At 35.7% G+C, this 23004-nt stretch carries 19 protein-coding genes; 4 read left to right on the top strand and 15 right to left on the bottom strand.

The annotated features are described in order from the left end of the window. Positions 1–181 precede the first annotated feature (181 nt). From GKR88_19015 to GKR88_19000, 4 genes are all read right to left on the bottom strand, one after another. On the bottom strand, positions 182–361 hold the full coding sequence (locus GKR88_19015) for a hypothetical protein (protein ID QMU66157.1): 180 nt from the start codon (positions 359–361) through the stop codon (positions 182–184). Between the two features lie 461 nt (positions 362–822). Beyond that, the gene (locus GKR88_19010; GenBank protein QMU66156.1) at positions 823–1722 is read right to left on the bottom strand and encodes a tyrosine-type recombinase/integrase; all 900 of its coding nucleotides are present in this window, start codon (positions 1720–1722) and stop codon (positions 823–825) included. A gap of 54 nt (positions 1723–1776) precedes the next feature. Next, positions 1777–2700 (bottom strand): tyrosine-type recombinase/integrase, encoded by a 924-nt coding sequence (locus GKR88_19005; protein ID QMU66155.1) that lies wholly within the window; start codon positions 2698–2700, stop codon positions 1777–1779. A 105-nt stretch (positions 2701–2805) separates the two neighbouring features. Then, positions 2806–4341, bottom strand: a complete 1536-nt coding sequence (locus tag GKR88_19000) for a hypothetical protein (GenBank protein QMU66154.1) — start codon at positions 4339–4341, stop codon at positions 2806–2808. 148 nt (positions 4342–4489) lie between these two features. On the opposite strand from GKR88_19000, the gene GKR88_18995 reads away from it, so the two are divergent. After that, a complete protein-coding gene (locus GKR88_18995) occupies positions 4490–4846 on the top strand; it encodes a helix-turn-helix domain-containing protein (protein ID QMU66153.1) in 357 nt (118 codons plus the stop codon). A gap of 15 nt (positions 4847–4861) precedes the next feature. Here the strand turns inward: GKR88_18995 and GKR88_18990 are convergent, their stop codons facing one another. From GKR88_18990 to GKR88_18965, 6 genes are all read right to left on the bottom strand, one after another. Further along, positions 4862–5053: a hypothetical protein gene (locus GKR88_18990; protein QMU66152.1), complete on the bottom strand. Its 192-nt coding sequence runs from the start codon at positions 5051–5053 to the stop codon at positions 4862–4864. Positions 5054–5151: 98 nt separating this feature from the next. Then, on the bottom strand, positions 5152–5796 hold the full coding sequence (locus GKR88_18985; protein QMU66151.1) for a hypothetical protein: 645 nt from the start codon (positions 5794–5796) through the stop codon (positions 5152–5154). Between the two features lie 4 nt (positions 5797–5800). After that, complete coding sequence (locus tag GKR88_18980; GenBank protein ID QMU66150.1) at positions 5801–6727, bottom strand: hypothetical protein; 927 nt, start codon at positions 6725–6727, stop codon at positions 5801–5803. 964 nt (positions 6728–7691) lie between these two features. Next, positions 7692–8570 carry a tyrosine-type recombinase/integrase gene (locus GKR88_18975; protein QMU66149.1) on the bottom strand — a complete coding sequence of 293 codons (879 nt, stop codon included), beginning with the start codon at positions 8568–8570 and terminating at the stop codon, positions 7692–7694. Further along, positions 8554–9480, bottom strand: a complete 927-nt coding sequence (locus GKR88_18970) for a tyrosine-type recombinase/integrase (GenBank protein ID QMU66148.1) — start codon at positions 9478–9480, stop codon at positions 8554–8556. Before GKR88_18970 ends, GKR88_18975 begins: the two co-directional genes overlap by 17 nt. Positions 9481–9655: 175 nt before the next feature. Then, the gene (locus tag GKR88_18965) at positions 9656–11920 is read right to left on the bottom strand and encodes a toprim domain-containing protein (protein ID QMU66147.1); all 2265 of its coding nucleotides are present in this window, start codon (positions 11918–11920) and stop codon (positions 9656–9658) included. Between the two features lie 155 nt (positions 11921–12075). Here GKR88_18965 and GKR88_18960 point away from each other — a divergent pair, with 155 nt between their 5' ends. Further along, positions 12076–12432, top strand: a complete 357-nt coding sequence (locus tag GKR88_18960) for a helix-turn-helix domain-containing protein (protein ID QMU66787.1) — start codon at positions 12076–12078, stop codon at positions 12430–12432. Between the two features lie 66 nt (positions 12433–12498). Here the strand turns inward: GKR88_18960 and GKR88_18955 are convergent, their stop codons facing one another. From GKR88_18955 to GKR88_18935, 5 genes are read right to left on the bottom strand one after another with little or no spacing between them, the layout of a single operon-like run. Then, entirely contained in the window at positions 12499–12834 is a 336-nt protein-coding gene (locus GKR88_18955; protein QMU66146.1) for a hypothetical protein, read from the bottom strand. Between the two features lie 2 nt (positions 12835–12836). Then, complete coding sequence (locus tag GKR88_18950; GenBank protein QMU66145.1) at positions 12837–16808, bottom strand: hypothetical protein; 3972 nt, start codon at positions 16806–16808, stop codon at positions 12837–12839. Further along, on the bottom strand, positions 16781–17455 hold the full coding sequence (locus tag GKR88_18945) for a hypothetical protein (protein ID QMU66144.1): 675 nt from the start codon (positions 17453–17455) through the stop codon (positions 16781–16783). The genes GKR88_18950 and GKR88_18945 overlap by 28 nt, the downstream gene beginning before the upstream one ends. Continuing rightward, on the bottom strand, positions 17452–17709 hold the full coding sequence (locus GKR88_18940) for a hypothetical protein (GenBank protein ID QMU66143.1): 258 nt from the start codon (positions 17707–17709) through the stop codon (positions 17452–17454). The genes GKR88_18945 and GKR88_18940 overlap by 4 nt, the downstream gene beginning before the upstream one ends. After that, complete coding sequence (locus GKR88_18935; GenBank protein QMU66142.1) at positions 17706–21068, bottom strand: hypothetical protein; 3363 nt, start codon at positions 21066–21068, stop codon at positions 17706–17708. Before GKR88_18935 ends, GKR88_18940 begins: the two co-directional genes overlap by 4 nt. Positions 21069–21814: 746 nt before the next feature. Here GKR88_18935 and GKR88_18930 point away from each other — a divergent pair. Together GKR88_18930 and GKR88_18925 are read left to right on the top strand one after the other, a co-directional pair. Beyond that, positions 21815–22021 (top strand): hypothetical protein, encoded by a 207-nt coding sequence (locus tag GKR88_18930; GenBank protein QMU66141.1) that lies wholly within the window; start codon positions 21815–21817, stop codon positions 22019–22021. Continuing rightward, a complete protein-coding gene (locus GKR88_18925; protein QMU66140.1) occupies positions 22014–22529 on the top strand; it encodes a hypothetical protein in 516 nt (171 codons plus the stop codon). Before GKR88_18930 ends, GKR88_18925 begins: the two co-directional genes overlap by 8 nt. The last annotated feature ends 475 nt before the right edge of the window (positions 22530–23004 follow it).

Below are 23004 nucleotides of genomic sequence, written 5' to 3'. Positions count from 1 at the left end.
AAGATGAGGATTTATAGTGGGGCCGAAGCCAGGAGATAAATCGTCAGCTTTTTAAAATCGACAAGCGATAGCGCGTTCAGCTTCACAACTACATCGTTTGTTGTAAATTCTTCCGTCTGTGATATCTAAAATGATTTCCGTACTGCTTTTAAAAACAAACGATAGTGCGTTAGCTTTTCATCTAAAAACGTTTACTATATTTCCCTTTTTTTGATTTACCCTTACTGTTTGTAGAGGCCAACGCCGATTGAGTGTTCTGCGTTGTACGCAAAACCAGCGCAGCAAAAGCGCAGCGCCAAAGCCGACGTGGACACAGGAGCTGTGAACGATTAAGTGAGCAGCGTGGACGCGCCACAAGCATTTTTTTTTCTCCTTTTTCTAAAAATTAATAAATCCGTTTAAAAAAAATGCGCAGTAGGCTTTGGCACCAGCGGCTGCGCCAGATAAGCAGCGGTGGATTTTTGTAGGCGACCCATAGGAGCCGTTCACAAAAATACAGAGGAGCTGCGGGTGAGCGGAGCAGAAGCCGGGAGGCAGCAGCTTTTTTTTGACCAAAAGGAACGCCCGGAGGGACCCTTTTTGGACAAACAAAAGTGCTGCACAGAGGGGCGTAGCGAACACCTTATAACCGCTCGTATAGTTGGTTTAAAGTTCCAGGTTTAAAATTTAAGATGCAATGCTAAATCACCCACTAGAAGCCTTATACTATCCATTTTTCTTATAGCACTATCAAAAAAATTGATGATAGAGAAGCTCCGGGTTTCAGTTTCAGATTTTGGATTCAATTTTTAAACCCGCAACTTTGAAGCTTTTACAGTGAATTTAACTTAATGGATGGTATGTATTAATAATTTCCTGCAATTGATTTAAATCTTCTTGCTGATATCTTTCTGTAGTGCTAATCCTTTTATGTCCTGCTAATATTTGTACTTTCCTTAAATTGTATTTCTCTAACCAATGCACAATAACACTTGAACGTATTTGATGTATGTTGGTAACTTTATGATTTATCTTTTTTAGTTTCTTTATAATATGGGCTACCGTATCTGTTATTCTGCCTCCGGAAGCTATAAAAACGTAAGGGTTCTCCGGGTGATCTTTAGGTAGTAATTCAGGCCGTACTTGCGTTACATATTCTAAAAACCCTATCACTTGCCAGGGTTTTAGTTCTAATGTTCTATGATTGCCTATATTTCCTCCGGGTATATGAATCTTTCCCTGAGAAAGCTCTAAATGTTCTAATTCCAAGCGTTTTAAATCCGAAGTAGTAAGCCCCTGATAGACCAATAAACCTATAATTACTTTATTTCTTTTATTTGCCAGTATTCTTACCGGGTGCTTGTCTTGTTCTGTGTCATAAGAATAATAGATATCTTCTAATTCATCTAAGGAAAGTAAATCGTGTAATACTGTTTTTCTCTTCTCTCCTTGTATTCTAAGCCCTGTAAATGGGTTCCTCTCCAAACTTGCCATATGCACAAGATAATTACAATAACAGTTTGTTGAATTTAGTATATGATTAACTGTTGCGGGTTTATTATAGAACTTCTGTAAGTATGCTACGTATTTTAATGCTGTTTTATAATCTAATGCTATACCTTTTATATTTTCTATGGTAAGCCATGCTATAAATTTATCAGCTAAAAACAGATACGATTTGACAGAGGATTTGGCATAGTTTTCTTGTTTCAGGTATTCTCTGTAATGGTCCAATGTATTCATGGTAATAATTAATGATCTCTTGTCATTGCCAGGTGCGTGTATGGGAATGACAAATTATTGTTCTTGCTTTGCAAGGTGTGTATAGAGTTGTGTGGTTTCCAATGAAGCGTGTCCTAAAAACTGCTGTATACTTTCCATAGGTGCGCCTTGTTTCAAAAGATGTGTGGCAATAGAATGTCTAAGGGTATGCGGGGTAATTTTCTTATGGTTTAATCCTTCATCATTTGTCAGTGCTACCAGTACCCGTATTCTTGCTCTAAGGCTTTGTACTCCCAGTCTTTTACCTTGGGAGCCAATAAAAAAAGCTTCTGTTTGATTTGCTTTGTAAAACGCTAAGCGCCCATCATATAAATATTCCTCTAAGATGTTTAAGTTATAAGTGTTGAGAGGTACAAAACGCTCTTTATAATTCTTCCCTTTTCTTACATAGGCTAATTGCTTATCAAATAAAATATCTTTTCTATCGAGCTGTGAGGCTTCATTGGCTCTAAGGCCTAAACTATACAAACACACTAACATGGCTTTATCTCTTAGGCGGATTCTTACCATTTCACTGCTATGATCAGTTGCCTTGAATAAAGTCTTTATTTGCTGTTTTGTAAGAATTTGGATAGCTCTGTCGTCTTTTGTGGTTTCTGCTTTTAAATGAATTGGAATAGGGCTTGTATGGTGTTTTTTCAGATATTCATTGAACTTTCTAAGTGCTTGTTGATGTTGGTTTAAAGTGGCTTTCATTAATGCGCCTTGTCTAACCTGGTTTGGCCTTTGTTGTAAATACCTGTAGTAATCTTTTACGGTCTCTACACTATTGTGATGTATTTTTTTTATGCCCTTAGTCTCTAAATAATGTAAAAATTCTTGCAGATACCTGGTGTAGTTCTCACACATACTGCTGCTAAAACTTAAAATATCCAGCCACTCTTTATATGATTTTACCAAGGTTTTATAACTCTGATTGTGTAATTTTAATTTCTGCATGACTATTTTTTTTTACTTCGGTATGTGTTTTTTTAGCATTTATGGTTTGGTAGTCATAAAGTATTGACTATCTGTTTATTAACCGGTTCAAATAGAAGTGGTTCGTTATGAACCGCTGGCTCGATTGATTTTATCTATACAATCCTGCAAGGCCTTTGCTATGGTGGCTTTCAGGGTAGCGTAGTCATCTGTAACGGTCAGCTCATAGCGGTAGATTTTCTTTTCTTTGGTAGCTACTCTTTGCATCACATCAGCATCGAGGAGTTCCAAAAAACGACGACGAACAGTGGATTTGGCAAGCCGTAACCAACTTCTTACTTCTGCATTGCTAAAGTTCTTTTGTTTGGTTTTCTTTAGATGACTTTTGAGTCTTTCAAAAAAATCTCTACAAGCTCCACTTAGCAGATCACTTTTTCTAAGCAATACTTCTGTTATTAAATGGTTAGCTTCTTGTATGTCTTCTGTTGTTGTTTCTATATGGATTTCTCCTGTGGCCTCGTTTACTTTTTCCTCTCTTTGGTATTGATGATAGAATGTAATAGCCTCTATTAATTGTAAATAGTGGGAGTTGGTTCTGCGGGGTTTGAATACGGATTGGGGTAGCTCCAGGTATTCTGCAAAGGGGTTGATAACCTTTATGGGTTTGAGCACACGTTGTGTATTTCTAAGTAGTGCCGCAGCCTGTAGCTGTCCTTCTTCATTGACCTTTCCGGCAGAGATAGCACGCTGATAATCCATGATCTTTTTATCCTGTATTTCGGATTCATCGATATAGAGTAAGAAGCTCCGGTTACTATTATCTTCATAAACAGATTCTCTGGTAGTACAGCCTGCTACCGATACCGGGCCTTCTACGGTCAGGTGAATGGTTTTGGTAGTCCCTTTGCTATCTTTATGAACCACCGTTTTGGTGATTCTTTTTTTACTTTGTAATTCTCTAAGTGGATAGAGTACCGATTCTGCTCCGTCTAAATCTTCAATGAGTATCAGTTTGTGTTGTAATTCCGTTCTGTTAAAATAATAAAAGGCATTTGCTGATAATACGGTAATTTCTACCTTGTCTTCCTCTGGGATGAGTTCTGCTACTTTTGATTGCAAGTGGGTTTTTCCAACGCCTGAACTTCCCAGAGAGATACAATGTAGCGGATTATTGGTTTTCCGGGAAGTAAATAACAAGTACATCAGAAGGCGATTGGTTTCTTCTCCTATCACACCTGACCTTCCGATGTACCGGTTTGTTAAGCTTAACAGGTGCTGCTTTTTCAAAAAGGCGGTAGCTTCCCGGGTAGCTTTAGCTGTTAGGGGTTTTATTTCCGGGCCGGCCTGTTGTTGTTTTTCACGCTCCAATAAAATAAAACGGTAATTCTCTAACTCCCGGGTAAGCTCCTGCAGAGTTGGCCTCACTACAGAAGTCCCAATCTCTAATCTTTCTGCTATTCTTCTTACAAATTTTTCTACCTGGTTGTCATTATACAGATCGATACTGTGCCTTAAAATATGGGTGGACTCTATTTTTTGGATGCTTAGGGTTACTCTGAGGCTTTCCAACTTTCCAACTTTTAGGCCTCCTAAAATCCGGATGTCTAAATGTTTGGTTTTATATTGGTAGTTGTTGGAGTTGGTAGTATTTAGTTTGTTCATAAGTTTTTGTTTTATTCATATCTGCACAAACATACCATTTTGGCTTTAATACACAATACTCTTTTTAAAACTTTTTATTCACATTAGTATTTAAAAAATTTATAAAATAGTTCGTTTTAGCTACTTTTGGATTGTTAATAAACTAAAAATGCATTTAATGAGTCTTGGAAGAAGATTGAAAGAAGAAAGGATCAAAAAAGGGGTATCACAACAAAAATTAGCAGAGATAACGGATACTCATTATAGCAATATTGGCCGTTATGAAAGAGCAGGTGCCAAACCTTCGGCAGAAGTATTAAACCGTATTGCACAGGCTTTGGAGGTTTCCCCGGATTATCTAATCAATGGAACTTTAGAAGATAAAGCCAACGTAAATATCACTGATGAAAAATTGTTATCTCAATTTAAGAAGATAGAGAAAATGCCGGAAGATAAAAAGCAACTTCTGGTTGAGTTCCTAGACGGTTTTATTTTTAAGACTACCGTACAAAAACTTGCACAATAAAAACAGAAAACCACCCTAAACCTCCAACTCCTTTATATTCTCTATATCCCGGAAATTTGTATTACACTTAAAAAAGTAGTTGACCAGTGCCTGCTGATCTTTATACAGACAACCATTGTAGATCACACAACCGCCAAAAACAATATACCGGGTAGGATATTTAAGACTAAGCTTACGTAATTTCTTTAAGGATATTTTTTCTTTCATAACAATATGGGCTTTTATTACAAGTAAGCCACAGCTATTTTACTAACTATGGCCTACTTTTTTACTATTTACTTTTTGTTAATTCTTAACCTTAATAACTAATTTGAAGTACTATTAATTTTATATTCTTCAACAATCTCTCCATTAGAATACAATATCTTTTCGCTAATTCTACCTTTTTCATCAAAAAGGAAAGACCAACCGTCTAATTTAGGACTATAGATACTATCTCGCTTACGAGAGTTTATTTGTTTGATAACTCCATTTTCATAAAATTTCACTGTTTGAATATAAAGTTCATCACTACTATGATCTTTTAAATAATTCAAAGTGCCATTTTTATTAAACTTCATTACTAAGCCATTTTTAGTTCCTCCATCTTCATCTATCTTTAAGATAGTTTTTGCAAAGCCAGATTCTATATCATAGGTTACTCCTATTCCTTTTTGATGACCAAATTCATAGTTGAGTGAGCCTTCAATATTACCTTGTTTACCGAAATAATAAACAATACCATTCAATTTTCCTTCTTTCAATGCACCTTCAAATCTTTTGAAACCATCCTTTGTATAGAAAGTAATAAAATCATCTTTTACAAAACCGGTACCTAAATAGTATGTGTTTTCAAATCTTACCGTATCTATTCGTGTTAGAGGTTTTTGCTCTTTGCTTTGCTTTTGTTGAGATTTATTGCCACAACTGAGAAAAAGAATAGACAATAAAATAATAATTATATTTCTCATCTGACTAGTCTTTTAATTCGTACGTTTTTAAAATATACACTTGATCACCTATCTGTGTTGCTACATTTGCATATTTCCATTCGGTTGCAGTATATGGGGAATTAATAATATTGCTATCTCCCGAACTTATGGTACTAGTGGTAGTTAGTAATTCATTAGAGTATATAATGACAATATTATTAAAATCCTCTATACCTAATAATGAATTAAAGCTATCCATAGCATTGTCCCAAGTTACCTGATAATCTGCCATTCTAAAGTTTCTTTGGATATCATCATCTAAAATATCTACCATAGTGCCTAACGGAAAAGGAGCATTGGCAAGGAAATTATCATTAGTAGAAAGCCCTATAAGCGAGGATATGGCATCATAGTTTTTTGAACTTAAAAACTTTAATATTTTAGAAGCTTTTTTACCAACAATACCTAATCTTTTTAATAATGCTAATTTTAGTTTGTTATCTTCCAAAGCATTGATAGCATCGTATAACGCATTGATGTGCAACTCTGCTTGATGTTTAGGATCATAGTGATATCCTACAATATCCTCATAACTATTATATTTATCAGTATGTCTGACACTTAATTTATCTCCGATAAAGAAGGCATTGAAGATTTCGTATTTACAATCTTTACATTGTGCTGTTTGCCCATCGCTACTGGAAAAAGTACCATTGTTATTATTGGTCCAAGTAGTCTTTCCCGAGCCCGATTTATTCCAAAGATCATTTATCAGACTGGTTGCGTCTGCTCCACTGGGATCTGAAAAGAAAACAGGATTGTTATCAAAAGCATTATATGTTGATGTTGAATGATGCGTAACAGGATCAATACTTAACCATATCCACTCAAATTTTTGCTCGCGCGAGCGTTCGCTTTTCACAACGTGTAACGTGTTTTCTGGTCGATATGTGAGTTTTCTGCATCCCATTTTGAGAGTTACAATATACTAAATTCTGAACCCTTTATTTTTTCATTTGAAGTTTTCAGTTGAAAAAAAATATCCACAGCTCTCGTAACAGCATTCATTTGATTTGTGTAACAAAACGTTCCCAGAGTTCGCTCGCTCACGCTCGCTTCAAATTTTTTTTTCCGAACGTCGCGCGCTCGACCATCGAACTCGCTCGGACTTTGGCGGATGGCTTTAGTTTTCGTGAGCCGTTGCAAAGGTGAAGATTTGCGGTTGGCTTTTTTAGAGTTCAGTATGTAAGCGCAAAGGCAATCTTCGGCTTTGCAATGGATAGCCCAAGTGGCTACGGAACGTCGCACAACGATTGTAACATAACGTGACGGAACGAGTTGTGCAAAAAAACAAGCAAAGAAGTAAGCGTAGGAATACTTGGACTACGTGTCTTTTTGTGAAGCTTTTTTTGTGCAAATTAGCTCGTGTGGTTTCTATTGTTTTTTAATGGAACTCGTGAACGATTGTTTCGGTGCGTTGGCGTTGCCTTAGCAACTGCATAAACTTATCGTAGTGCGCTGGCAGTAGCGTCGGCAAAAAGCGCAAAGGCTGAGCGGATATTTTACATAATAGCAGTTATAGCGACCGTTTTTTATCTTCTAAAAATATTAACTCTAAAAACTGTGCGAAGCGAACCTATAACTTCTATTATGTAACATAGCTTGGGATGGTTTTTATGGCGGATTTTTTGTTTCGAGCGTTGGCGCAACTGTTTGTAATTGTGAGGAACGAACAACTTGCAAAGTGTTGCTTTAGCGTTGGCTTACAAAAAATGTGACATAAAAACCATAGAAGTGGTGGCGAGCGGAACAAGATAAAAGACAGAGGATTTTTGCCTTTTTCGGCAATAATCTGGCTTTTATCTTGTGTGGGATTTTGCGTTGTGATTGGTTTTTATTCAACGAGCTTGTGAGGAACGAACAAGCGAAGTTTTTTAACTTATCGGATGATAATTTTCAATAGCATTTTGTAATTGTTCTAATTCTGTTTGTTTGTAGGCGATTGTTGTTGAAGCTCTTTTGTGTCCGCTAAATACCTGGACCAATCTTGTATCGTTTTCCTTTTTTAGAAGATTAGCAATGACACTTTGCCGGATTTTAATTGGTTTTATTTTTTCGCTTTCTTTCCGGTTTTGGTTGATAATTCTGCTGATACTATGCGGATTTATTTCATTTCCATATTGTCCTAAAATAAAAGTTTGTTCTTCTTTTTTTAGATTGTACTTCAATAATTTTTTTCTGCCTTTTTCTAAGTAATTAAAAAATAATAAAACTTGTTTGGCTTGTAATGGAAGTGTTCTTTTTTGTTGTCTGTAACCGCTTTTTATATGGATTTCGCAAGTATTTAGATTAATGGATTGTAGTTGTAATTCTGCTATTTCCTTAACTGTTAATCCTTGATAAATAAGTAAACTAATGATGATTTTATTTCTATTGAGTAAATGTTTTTTCTTCTTTATTTGATAGCTTTCTAAAAAATTTTCTAAGGTTTCTGGACTGTATAAATTATCTACTGCAATGGTTCTATCAATCTTATCTTTTAAAAATAATTCACTACAAGGATGGTCTTTTCTTTTACCAATTTCCAGTAAATAATTGAAGTATATTTTTACAGCATACAATCGATGTCGTAAGGTTTTCGGACTTAATTCGTAGTTCTTTCGTAAATAAGCAATGTATTCTAAAACCTGCGAGTAATTGGCTTTCTCTGAACGTTTGCCATAATAATCTGTAAACTTTTTAATATTATATAAGTTGCTTTTTAATGTGCTTTTACTGTATTTATTTTCTAAATAATTATGAAGAGTTATCATATAAATTATTGATTTGTTTTTGTGATATGTGAGTATAAATTTCTGTACTTTCAATATGGCTATGTCCTAAAAATGTTTGTACTTGCTCCAGCTTCATTCCGTTTTCTAAAAGATGTGTTGCAATAGAATGACGTAAATTATGGATACCGATTTTCTTCAGTTCTTCAGCTGTTAGATTTTTACCAAATTCAGTTTTTAAAATGAGTGTTTTTAGTAAGCTGTTAAATGTCCATTCTTGCATTCTAAAACCTTTATTATTTGTAAATACTTCAATACTTTTATTTTCATTTGAAAGAAAAAAATCTAATTCTTCAGCTACTTTTTTACTAATTGGCACTAATCTTCTTTTACTGTTTTTACCTTTTTCTACAATAATTAAACGTTCTGTAATTCTAATATCTACTTTGTTTAAATTGCTTAATTCTTGCACTCTTAATCCACAACCATAACCAATATGTAATACTGCTGTTTCTTGTTTATTTGCTACTTTATAGAGTTCTTTTATTTGATTTTGAGAGAAGATAAAACGTTCTATTTTTTCAGTTGGATTAGTAAATTTTAAATGAGAAGCTGGACTACTTTTTATAATATTCAATTCTAATAAATGACCTAAAAACTGTTGTAGATTGCGCATATGGTCGTATCTACTTTTTTGCTTGATTGGTAGGTTTGTTCTTTGACTTATCTTCCCTTTTAAATACTCGTGATAGCTTGATATATCTTGTGTGGTAACTTTCTCTATTTTATAAATATTATTACTTTCTAACCAACTAAAAAACTCTTTTAAATATAAATATCTGGTCTGTGTAGTTAGATGATTTAAGCCTAAAATATCTAAATGCCTTTTGTAATTTATAATATAATTTTGATACGTTTCTGTGTGGATTTTATGTTTGCTTGGTGCTCCCATAACTTATGACCTTTTTAATACTTATGATGCTTTTGCTTACTCAATATCTTGGAATTAGGAACGCTAACTCTGTTTTCGTAGATAATCAATTACATATCAATAAGTTAAAATATTATTTAGCGTTCCATTGGTGTTCCGTAGTGTTCCAGCGGTGAGCCACCGCAGGCATTTTTTATCATACGCTACTCTTTAATGTTTCTATTTGGCTCATTAAATAGTCCTTAATTTCTGCTCTAAGTTTCTGATAATTATCCCAATAAGAGATTTTATATGTAATGCCTTTATTTGAGTAACCACCAATTTGCTTTACATATTCCAACTCGGTTAACGTTTGCATATATCTAAAGACTTGGGTTTTACTACTGTTTAAATGTTGTCTTACTTCTCTTAAAATAAAGTCTTGATTATCATTCTTTACATACTTTTTTAAGCGTTCAAAAAACTGTCTTAAACTGCCATCAAGTTCATCCACCTTTAAAACAATACTTTCAAAAAGTATTTCTGTAGCTTGTTCTATATCTTCAATTTCTGTTATTAACTGATTGTGTTTTGTAAGCTGTCTTTGATGCTGATTTAAAAACGTAACTTGCTTTATAACTGCTTGGTACATTTCATTTAAACGTCTTATTTTATGTACTTTCTCTGGTAAGTGTAATTGTGTGGCATACGGATTAATGACTTCATAAACCTTTAATTGTCTTACTAAACTTTGTATAAAATGAACTGCTCTTTTAGTTTCGTTTGGGTCTATTTCTCCTGCGTTTCTTTGGTTTTGGTAGTTGATGATTTTAGTGGTTTGTGTCTTGCTTTCATCTACTGCAATTAAAAAACTTCTACTCATATTATCTTCGTAAGTTTCTCCTTTTGTGGTGGCTGATAATGATGAAAATTGTCCTTTTACTATTTTATGACTGGATTTGTTATTTCCTTTTTTATCTTTTATAGTTACTGAACTTCTTAAAACTTGATTACTGATAAATTCTCGTAAAGCATACAACGCATCTTCTTTTAATCCGTCTAAATCTTCAATGATTATTATTTTTTGGAATAAGTCAAATTCTCCCCAATTATACAAACTGCTTTCTGTTATTCTTGTAAATCGTAGCACATCTTCTTGTGGCATTAAATCCGCTATTCTGCTTATTAAATGTGTCTTTCCACTTCCAGAACTACCTTGTACTAATGCGTGTAACGGACTTTTATTTAAGTAGCTTATAATTATCATAAAGAGTAATAATCTGCTGTTTTCTTCGCCTACTATTCCTGCTTTTCCGATTTGGATATTTAGGTTCTTTAAGAGGTTTTTACGACTTAAAAAGTCGACTGCGTTATTGGGTTCTGTTTGTGTTTTACTTTTTGATACTTCAGTTATTTCAGCACTTAAATATTCAACTCTTTTGTCTAATAATTCTATAAAAATAGTATCGTTATGCAGTTGTAGCGTTTCGTTAATGTCTTTATTTATAGGCTCTAAAACACTTAGTTTTATGCCTGGTAATATCTCAAGCAACATTTTACAATATTTACTTATCGCTTCTTTTCCTGCGCTGTCATTATCAAAAGCAAAAATGATTTCTTCTAATTGTTTTAAGTCTTTTATTGCGGTTAGGATTTCATCATTTAATCCATTAGTTCCATAACACGCTAAAATGCTGTAAGTATCTGTAATCGCTTTTATTTGTAGTAGAGAAGATGCATCGATTATACTTTCGGTTAAGATTAATTTTTTAGTATTTGGATTGGGATAGTTTGGATATAAACCTTGTCTATTTTTTAGGTAAAAATGTTTCGCTGTTTTCTTATCTAATGTACTTCTAAAATAGAGTGATGTAATTTCATTATCCTTATTCTTTAAAGCAAAACAGATGCACCATTTTCCAAAAACATTATAGGCTTTGTTTCCAGTTCTACCGACAATATTTTTATCGATTAGTAAGCCATAGTCTAAACACTGATTGATTAAGGTTTCGTCTTTGCGCTTTCCGTGATGGAACTGTCCAGCATTATAACCGACTTCTATTTTTTTAAAGTTAAGGTTTCTGCTTTCTAAATAGGCTTTTGCAGGTTTTGAGTTGTGTACTGCATTTTTAAAATACTGGTACATATTACTTAAAAATTGTTCTCGTGTTAAGTCTTTTTGGTAACGTTCTTTTTTATTGGGTTCTTGGTAGCCTAATATTTCCTTGCATTTGTTTATCGCTTCTGCTTTTGTGCTATTCTCTTTGTGTAGTACAAAATCTATGACATCTATACTTTTACCATGGGTTTTACAATTACTACTAAAACAGTATGCGGTTTGGGTTTTGTAATAGACTTGTAAACTTGGGGTTTTATCCTCGTGAAATGGGCAGTTTAAACGATTGTTCTTGTCTGTTTTTAAGCCGTAGTAGTGTAGAATATTGGCTAAAGTTAAATTGCTTTTGATATCCTTTATTTTCATAAGTTGAATTATTTGCAATAAATACTTTCATTTATTTGAAATCAAAATTACAAATATATTTCATAATATTGCAATAGTATTTCATTAAAATCAAAATAATAATTAAAAACTTTCAAATTATGGTAACTTTACAAGAAACAATAGCACTTTATAATATGAAGTTTAACGAGAAAATTAAAACATTACGCAAGGCTTCTAATATGAGTCAAAAGGATTTGGCTGAGAAAATACATATTCATGTTACCCATTTATCTAAAATGGAAAATGGTCATTTATTACCTTCTATTGATATTGTACAGCGTTTAATGAAAGTGTTTGCTGTTAGTGCAGACAACCTCTTAAATGATAATGAAAATAGTGTAGTAGAATTAGAAAACCACGAACTTAATGAGCAATTAATGCTTATTAACCAATTGGATGAAGATGAGAAAAATGCACTTATTAAAATTATAAACTCAATGCTTACCAAAAAAAGAATGAAAGATTTATTGGATGGAAAAGCGAAGTTTTAAGGCATAAAAAAACCACAACTCAAAGCTGTGGTTTAAAATTATCGTTTTTTATCAACTAAAATCAATTTATTTAGTGTCTCTCAACTGCAAATTATTACACTTGTTTTTTTCATACCATTCTAACCAACCTTTTTTATCTTCTTCAAAAACACCTATGGGATAAGTGTTAGCGTAATTTGCCATTCTTTCAAATGAGACGTGAACGTATTTAGATAAGAACTTCAATGATTCTTTGAATTTCTCATTCTGCCTAACACTTATGTTTTCTTCAACATATTTAATATTTGAAAAAAACTTTTCTTTAAATACAGTATTTTCATCACAATTGGCAATGTCATTGGTGGCATTAGTTGATTTACAGGAAAATAATAGAATAGATAATAATAAGAAAAAGTACTTCATAGCTACTTGATTTTTGTTTTTGTTATTTTTACAGTACCTGATGGCTGAGGCGTAACGACCTGCTTATATATTGAGCCACTTCTTTTATAGAATAAACTTGAGCCATCTGGTTGTTCTATTCTTCTACTACCATTCACATTGTCTTCAGCTTTGATGCCTGCTTTATGCATAGCTCTTGCACCTGTTGGATATTTACCCTTAACACCACCTGCTTTGGCTTTTTCGTGCTGTTCAACTAATTCGTGGCTTAATGCCGCAGCACTTGAACTTGCTTCAGAACCAGCTTTGTCAAATTCTGCAATATCAGCCATATCAATTTTATTGTCAACTATAGAACCAACATCAACCGAGGAATCAGAAGAAACTGCTTCAACTTCCGTAACGACTTTGCTGTCAATAACGCTTTCAATTTCAGAGACAAAGGCTTTTTGACTATCTGACATTTCAATCATACCACCCATTTCTTTTTCTAATCCTGTTTTTTCTAATGTAACATTTCCTTTACTGTCAACTTTAGCATCATAAAAACCACCTGTACTTTGTGAAACACGTTTTTTGAAAGCTGCAACATCTCCCTTTACAATTAAGTCGTCAGGCATCTCTGGTGCCATTCCTGTTGGGTCAATGTAGATAATTGGATTATTAAAGGCGTAATTGTATGGCGAGTGGGAAGGCATCGTTTCGGCTAATGGGTCCACAGCTGTCCACCTTGCAATAGTTGGGTCATATTGCCTAAGTTCCATTTCATACAAATTCATCCCTAAAGCTTGCTCATATTCAATTCCATTATATTTAAATTTTTGAGCCACATGATTCCCATTAGCACTTACTGTGGTATTGTATCCTTTTTGGAGCATGCCAAAGGGGTAATACGCATTTTCCTCTATAATTTCCTCCTGCGATATATCCCCTGATTCATCGGTATCTGCATAGGATAATCGTACATTGCCTAAGTGGTCTTTGTATTGATACACATATCCGAACTTGCCATCCTCGTTTTTTACATACCCCTCCGGCTGATTAAAGAACTGTAGTTTATCATTTTCATAAATATGATTCCCTGCATAGTCTGTTGTTGTAAAACTACTAGCATAACCATCATCAACTACTTTTCTTAACTTTACTCCACTTGCATCATAAGTATACAAAATTTTACCTGTTTCTAATTGTACTAAAGTTGGTAAATTCAAGTGATTGTAATCTATATGTATAATGCCTTTATTCTTATCTGCAATCATATTTCCATTGGTATCATAGGTGTAATCTACAGTTGAAGTATTTCCATCTTTAAAGCCTTGTGTAATTTCAGATTTATCCAATACTCCTAGTAATTTATTCCCTGTATCATAACGATAATGTAAATCGTCCATCACCCCAAACTCTGTTGCTTCTTCATTTACGTGTCCATATCTTTCAAGACCTAAAATATTTCCATTCTTGTCATAATTTACTCCTTTTAAATCATAATTTGATGAAGTTGAGCCTGTTGCCCCTGTGATTCTATTTAACGCATCATAAGAATAGCTGTACATTTTCTCGCTGGTATCGGTATTGTCAGTACTCCAAATAGTCTGACTGATATTTCCATTGTATAGGGCTGTTGCGTTCACAGGGTCGTTGTATCGTAAGGTAAAGTTAAACAAATCCCGGTCATCTTTTGTATCCTGATTGATATTTTTTAACCACCCCCTTACATTATATCGGTAATCTACCTCTTGCAACCCTTTGTCGTTGTCTACGATGTGCAAGTCTTGGATTCTTGTTCCATCTGAGTGCATTGAAATATCTCCCAATAGGTTTCCAACAGGTGTCTTAGATGAGATATAAATTACTTCATTATTCTTTTTGTAATAAATTTTATTTGCTTTGCGTTCTACTCTAATGACATCTCCGGCAACAAAAGGTCCACAATTCTTTTTCCAAGATCCTGATTCATAAATATGAATATGAGTACCTGCAGGATATGCTGCAAAATCTATTGTATTGTAAGAAGGACTGGAATTGTCGGAAGATAACCCTACCATATACCATTTGTTTGTAGATGCTGTTTTGAACTCTATATACCCATCCCCTTCAATACTTCCTAAGGTAGCCAATCCTTCATTCCAACCGTTGCTACCGGTCTTGGTGATGATATCTCCTGAAATACTGATTCCACTGGTTATATCTTTATAGCCCGATTTGGCGGCATTGCCTACCAGCTTGCTTTTGAGTTGTCCCAGCTCATCATAACGGTTGCTTACCATTCGCTCTGTAATTTGGTCATTTACTTTTTGATTTTGAGAGAGCAGCCTGTCTTGGTGGTCATATTCAAAATAGTCTTTTACCACCACATCTGCCTTACCGGTTTTCTTATGGGTGGTAGTGGTCTCTAATACCTTACCTGTAAAATCCAGTTTTGTCTCTGCTATATCGATGGCTTGCAGATACTCATTGTTTGTATATACATAAATCGGCCGGGCCTTCTCATCGTAATAGTTTACCGTAGTGATCCACTGACTGGTACGGAGTACTTTGGTTTTGCTACCACCACTCAGACCTTTTATGTTAGTTGTCAGCGTTTTTCCGTATACAGTGCCTACGGCAGTAGGTAACAGGCCGCCTGCTCTGTCAAAGTCATAGGAATCGTAGTAGTTTACGGTAAATACTTCTGTGTTTGACTTAGGGAAGTTTTCATTGGTATAGTCTATCTGCAAAGGGTCTGTGGTGGCAGTATTGGCAATTCTGGTCTCGTATAACCTCGCTGCTGCAAGTGTGCTTCCTGCCTGATTTTCCGTATCAAACAAATGTTGCATGTTTATTCGGGTGATCGTATTACTATGAGTATAGACTCCCGTATAGGCTACTCTGCTATGTATATCATACTTGGTAAAAAGCCACTTTTTTTGTGCTCTTTGCAGTGCATCTTGAGTGAGTACCGGCCTGTCCAGTGCATCATAGATGATATATTCCCATCCCTTACCGGGTATCTTTTTTGCTACCAGGCGATTCCTGTGGTCATAGGTATACTGATATCCCAACTCATCCAATTTGCTTAGAATATCACTGATACCGGAAGTAGTGCCTTCTATTTTGGGAGGGAGCACATAGGTCAGATTTCCGTAATCGTCATAGATATAATAGGTATCGTGTGCTACGGCCGATTCTCCGCTGTCTGTAGTATCTCCGTCGTCATTGAGGTCTACACTGATATAGGTTCTTTTTAAGAGTACCTGCCCGCTCTTGTCTTTAAACTCTTCGGTGGTATGGTTCAAACCCTTTGCAGGAGTCCAGTTCTCATCTTTGGTAATGGTTTTGGTCAGTGTTCCCTGGCTGTAATAATTCCCGTTTGCCGTTAGTGTGGGCGTATAGGTATTGTTTGAAAAGCTTAGTGATACGCTGTAATCTTTTACCTCTGTGGCGGTATTGGTATGGTATTCAAATTTAATGGTATGTCCGTCCGAATAGCCTTTACCGGAAATGAGGTTATCTCCTTTTTTCCAGGCACTTCCCGGTGCAGTTTGTTCGTAGATTCTTCCCAAGGGGGAGTTTTCCAATACTTTCTCCGAATAGGCATTGATGTTTATAGGAGTGGTAATATCGGGAAAGTCATCAGCATAGCTGTTTTGATAATACTGTTGTGTACCTTCTTTGGCAATAGGGTCAAAAACACCGTCGGAACTGTTTGAGGGATAAGGAAGATACTCTTTGGATTGGCGTCCGAATACATCGTACTCATAATGAGTTACCATATCTTGGTTGACCACTCCTGTATCAACCAATACCGTAGTTGTTTGAGCTATCACATCCAACGCATCTTCGCTTCCATCTATTTTTTGTACTACAGGGCTCCACAGATAAAGCTTGGAAGCGGGATCAGAGGCCAGAAATTGACAGCTCCCAAAACGAACATCTGACTGATCATTCCGCCAGGTAAATTCTTCTCCGTCCAAAACTTTGACTCCGTTTATGTCATAAACCCCTGAGATACCCAAATCCTCTCCTGCATAGCATAACCCGAAGGATGTACATATCCGACCACTAAATACCAGATGTCTAATGCGGGAAGATCTCCTCCAAAAAAGTTTCCGTAATTTTTAAAACTTCCATTTAATGTATGGACATTTCTGGCCAAAGAATACACTCCCCCGTCTTCCAGATTACCTGTTTTTTTCATCCAAACCGTATATCGATACGCTGAAGTATTATCAATCACAATAGGGTTTGTATCCCACCCTCCGTCGTAATAATTAGAGGCATTGTTGCTACCCTCCCACAACAGGTCCGTATGTCCAAATGGTGTGGTACCATTTGTAATCACATTGACTCCTGCTCCAAAGGGATTATAAAAACCCGAATTGGTCGGAACTCCTGCACTCCAATCATAAGGAATGGCATTGTTAGCTTCCAATGAGCCGGTTTTTCCTGCGCCCACCAAAACCGATTGTTTGGCTCTGCCCAGACCGTCGAAGTAGGTAATCGCCGTGCTGACACTGTCCGGGTTTTGGGTGCTCAGCTCATTCTCTTGTAAGGCAACTTTATAGGTTTTGCTTACCACGTAGTTCTCACTTTGGGTTTGGCTGCTCAGAACCAAAGGCAACATCATACATGCTGCTATGATATGAATGATGGTCTTTTTCATCTTGTTTGGTTTTTATAGTTATATGAATGTTCACTCAGTACATTACCATCGTGGTCTTTTACATATTGTAATCTGTTAAAAGAGTCGTAATGGTAATAAAGGGTTCTTCCTCTGGGGTCGGTGATGCTCGTAACCCCAATAAGCGGGTCATAAGTAAAGGTGGTGATTTGGGCTGCCGTACCACTAAAGCTATCGCGTAAGAGTGCTAAATCAGCTCTTAAATCGGACTCGGTTGAAGCGGATACATCTCTCATAGAGGAGTGTATTGCACTACTGATAGCATTTTGTTGCTCCCAGGTAAAACAAACTTCGCCGATAAGTCCGTCGGGAGCAGCGCATGGATACCCTTTATCTTGGCAATAGGATATGTTTTATCATAGCCCCATACGTAATAAATTCTGCCACCGTCTTTCTTGCTGACTTCTACCGGATTGCCTTTTGAATCATATTTATGATATATAATTCTATCTTCCAAGGGATTGGTATCCGCATCATAAATTCCTTTTAGAGTGGCCACACTTTGCGGAAGTACCAGGCCTGTGTCTTCTATATTATAATTGGTACGTACTACCGATACCACAGAACCGTTCTTTCTGGTCTCTACCTGAACAGGGGTAGCTAACTGGTGGGTTCTATCCGGATTGTTTACATCGGGTGCTCTCATCTTAACGATCGCATTGACCTGGGAACGTGTCAGATCGTCATAACCCAGATCCGAATAGCCTAAAACATCCGAAGGGTAGTAATTCGTAGTTTCCACTACATCACCTCTACTATCGGTCATACTACTGCCTTTTTGCTGGTAATGCTTGTCGTAGTCGTAGCGATAGGTAGTGGTGTTTTCTACTATCCCCGTATCGTTGTATATCCTTTCGGTGGTGCTGTCCAAATGTAGCGTTCCTCCTGTTAAATCGTACATTCGATAGGCGTTATGGTAATTGGGGTTGTTATTAGCCGAATTCCCTTGTGCGTACCTTTTAAGCATGAATAAAGGTAACCTAAAACTAGTTCTGGTTTTTTGGTAATTCCAGTCAGAATTGGTACTCCATTCAAATTCTTCTCCTCTAGGCATAAAAATAAATTGCTCATCTTGGGGAATGTCATCTGAAAATTGAAGCCCGCCAATACTTCCAAACGGAATCACAAAATCAGGTGTATACAGCCTATCGCCATATCGATATTTGTTATGAACTTGTTTTACTAACTTGTACTCAATGCTTCCGTCAGTCCTGTTGCCATCGTTTTTGTAATAATAAACTCCAACTGGTTTGCCTCTGAGCCACTCATTATCCGTAGGCGGATGATAAGGAAATTCAAAATAATCTCCTCCCGAATCATTGAAGTTAGTAAAACCATACTCTGTTTTACCTATATTATTATTCTTAGTCCCCTGATATTCTACGACACCGGAATATCCAATATAATTGGATTGAAAACTACTAAATGCACTGCCGGAATCGTAATAAGAAGTATAAGGGGTAGTAAACCCGTAGAAATCACCGTCATAACCTTCAATAGGCTTATTTAAAAAAGCAGGCAACCCTTTAATACTCCCACTTGGATTAGTTGGTTCTTGAGAGAAGTCATCTGTTGGATAAACATACTCGTATTCCTTAACACTTAACACTCCGTTGACATCCATGTGTTCAATTTTTTTGATACGTTTTCCGGGCCCAAATAATAAGGGTAAATCCGATTGCTGTTGCCAGGATACCTGAATATTAAAAATGTAAGGAAAAGGATTAAGCTCTCCCCCTTGATTAAAATCCCAATTACCGGGATCTGTTTCCCATTCGATATCCCGAACCGGATCAAATACCAGGCGGTATTCACCCGGTTGTATATAAAAATCTGTGTCTCCGGCATACAGATAATAGGTTGGAGCACCATTAAGCCCTTCCAGTTTCATGATAAACATACAATCCTCTAGTGGATCGGCACAAGCTACGTTTTGGTCGGTACCCAAATAGTCAATAGGCAGCGTTACACTAAAACTTGCCAGAATACCATTAGGGTCAGGATTCACTGTAAACGTATCTCCGATGTACCTGTCCCCGTCATAGGCATCAGCATGTAAAAAACCAAGTCCTTGGAAATTAGGATCACTACTTCTTGGATTTATAGCAGGAAGCTTAACTAAGTCTGACCACGGTACAGATCTCCCCCTATTATGCTCGTAAGTAAATTTTGCTTTACCGCCGGTTGGATACTTTATTTCTTTTAAAATACCTGCTTCTGACTTTAGAGTATCTACACGTCTGTCAGGTATATATAAACCATAATGGAATATTCTTGTGAAAGGCCCATTGTTTTTCGCACCATTGTAATAGCCCCAATAATCTTGTCGGGAAGATAGCACACTGGGTAATACCTCTTCGTCATAGGTGAACCGGTATGGTGGCAAGTACGAATTATCACTTCCGTATTCCGAAATTTCTTTTAAGAATAGTCTTTTAAAGTACATGGCAAGGTAAGACAAACCAGGTAACATATTAGTCGTGTCCGTGCTTTCTGTATACTCATAGGCTAAATCGTAACCTTTTACCAGTTGATCATCTTGGTATATCTCTATTTTATCCAAAGCATGACCTACGAAATCTTCTCTTCCTGTTGCCTCGCTTATAAATTCTATTTTATCTCTGCCATTATTAAATTCAATACGACTAATTTGGTATTCATAATTTTGTATTCTTGAAATTTTAGTGCGTATCTGTTCCAAATCACCCATCCCGACAATACCTGTGGTAGATCCTTCTGGGTTCGGATTTATATGAAAATCTCCGGATTTTCCCCAATATACTCCTCCTTGATTTTCATAAAAAAAGCTGATAATATCCCCTGTGACTGTCTCTATATCCATTAATTTCCAGGCACTGTAAAATTCGTCCGAGTCATCCGCTGGCGGATCTAGCACCTGGTTTCCCCAATAATCTATCGTGTATCCTGTAGAATGTTGATAATCCCGGGCTTTGCGTAGTCCGTTTTTTGATACCCCAAAATAGTACTTGTTTCCATTAGCATCTGTCATTACAAAGGCATCTATTTTACCTGACCAGCCATTTTCTCTGGTGTAACCAATGGTGATATCCCCAAAACTCTGTATCAAAGGTTGGCCGTCTGTATAATCCAGTACAAACTTACCACTCACTCCGCCTGCATTAAAAGTAAATTGGTCAGGATAAAAATCGACTGTAAGTTCATTGTCAGAATTATGAACTGCTTGTCTTGTCTGCAAATCTTGAGGATAATTCACAAAATAATGACCTCTTGCCAAATAACCTTTTATACTTTCATCGCTTTTTCCCCGCATTTGCCTGGAAATACTTCCGCCATATTGTAACGACCAACCCGTACCTGTACGTGGAGCTACTTCCGAGACCTGTACGCCTCTTGCATGGTAAGATAATTGTATGGGGATTTCCATACTTCCTTCTTTTATCGTGTAAATAGGTACCGAAATATTAGGAAGCCCTGTATAATGGGATACCGGAACTTCGATAAAATTGGCTAACGCCGAAGCCTCCGGCGAGGGAGGTACAATCCTGGGTAAATCCTGACTTTGAACGCAGAGCGTCAATAGCGTCGTAAGGGTGCTTAAAAATAATTTTTTCATATTGATTTGTTTTAAATGATACTTCTGTGTTGTTGGTTTGCTGTTGTCATATATTGCGGTTTTATAAAATAACAAAACAAACCTATTTGTTTTTTTTGAGACTCGAGTACGGCCGAGCGTTACTAAAAGTACGCCTGATCAGTACTTTTTCGCTTTTTTTCATATAGTGTAGCTTTTTAGGGTTTATACTATTTTTAGTTATCTAATGCCAACAACAGGCTACCATTTGAACAGATACCTGTAAACAGCCGAAAAAAGCACACTACTCCAAGGGGTCTTCATCTTAACTCTGAAAAAACTATGGGGTCATAGCAATCTTCGTCTATTATATTAGCAATGTCAAAAGTAGACAATATAAATATACCTTGCAAGAGGAGAGCTTATTTTTACGAAATCAGCAAGGTTTTTTTAGTTTGTTTGAAGATAGTGTAACAGAAATGATAAAACCTTTTAAAAATAGACAATGGAATGCAGATTTTATTGATTTTTATCTAATAGACAGGCTGTTAAGGAAATGATATCCTTTTGAAATAGAACAGCCATAGAAACAAATGTAAAAAATAAGGATGCCTGTACCTTCTTAAACCCAAGTAAAGTTGTTGACCGAATTTACATGGGCTCAGTAGCTCACAAAAAGATAGAAAAGAGAAAGTGATAACCGGTATAAGTTTCTTTTGTAACTTTGGATTGCTTACTTTAGTTGATCAACTTATTTAAAATACGAATGTAAACATAAATATACCCCTATGGAAATCCTTTCAGATACAGTTAAAACAGAAATTGAAAACTGGAATCAAATACGAAATACCCGTGTGGCGCTTAACTTTCTTACATCCGGTAGCGGCTTTATTATTGGCCATCAAGATTTTTTAGAATGGAAAAAAAAGAATCCTAAAAACATCAATTGTTATTTTGCTATAGATCAATTTCAGCTAAAATTTTTTTTTGGCTGATGATATTTCGGATCAATCAAAAAAATACACTTTTGGTGAAAACCTGATAGAAAAAGAATTTTCAAGAACAATAACACCCGGCCCTTTTGAAAACCCTAAAAACACTTTTGCCCCTGTCCCGTTTTCTACGATAAGCTCAATAGATCCTCAAAAAGCAAAAAACCGTATTATTGACTGGGTACTGTCTGCAGAATTGTGGTTTGTAAATCAAACCGTAAATCTCGGTACTACCGAGGGAATTGCACGTATAATAACCATTCCTTTTAAAGATATTGAAGAGCTCTTTAAACGAAGTTCAGATAATGTATATGTTTTCTTTGCGATTAAAGACTTTTCAGACCTTGATGTAAACGGGTATAATATAGAGCTTATATTATCTCAAATGAATCCTAAAAAACGTACTAACAATCAAAGCATAAATACTGATAAAAGCCAGGAGTTTGAAGATGTTACAAGACCTTGCCCTCCTTTTGGCGGGAATTTACTCGAATTCGGACTACTAAGCTGAAGTTTAGATGATACAAATCATTGATAAAATAATGATAGGCCTGTCTTTTATCAATATTCTTTTACCTTTATACGGTATTTTTTTCTTTTTTAAAAAAAACAGGATACATATATTCGTTGTTTATTTTATTTTTCTCGCAAGTTTTGAAATTCTTTCTTTGTTTCAAATAAATAGCCTGTGGTTATTGCCCATATCATGTTATGTACATGCTTTTTGTCTGTTTTTTTATTTTTTGATAGACTATCTAAATTCGAAGAAAAAAAATATGTACGCTATTATTTTTGTTGTTATTTCCCTTATTATATGAATTATACCGAGGCTATTCTCTATTAAATTATGAATCATTTAGCCATTTATTCTATAACTTTTGTATTGTTTTATTAGCGCTTTATCTTCTATACAAGCAGCAATCGAAAATAGAAGAAGAAAAAAAGGTTTCCTTCTTTGCTTGTTTTTGCTATTCTGGCTTACTTTT

This window comes from Flavobacteriaceae bacterium, from assembly GCA_014075215.1.
Classification (GTDB): Bacteria; Bacteroidota; Bacteroidia; order Flavobacteriales; family Flavobacteriaceae; genus Polaribacter.
The sequence above is the reverse complement of the archived record's forward strand: the minus strand, read 5'-3'. Positions and strand labels throughout refer to the sequence as shown.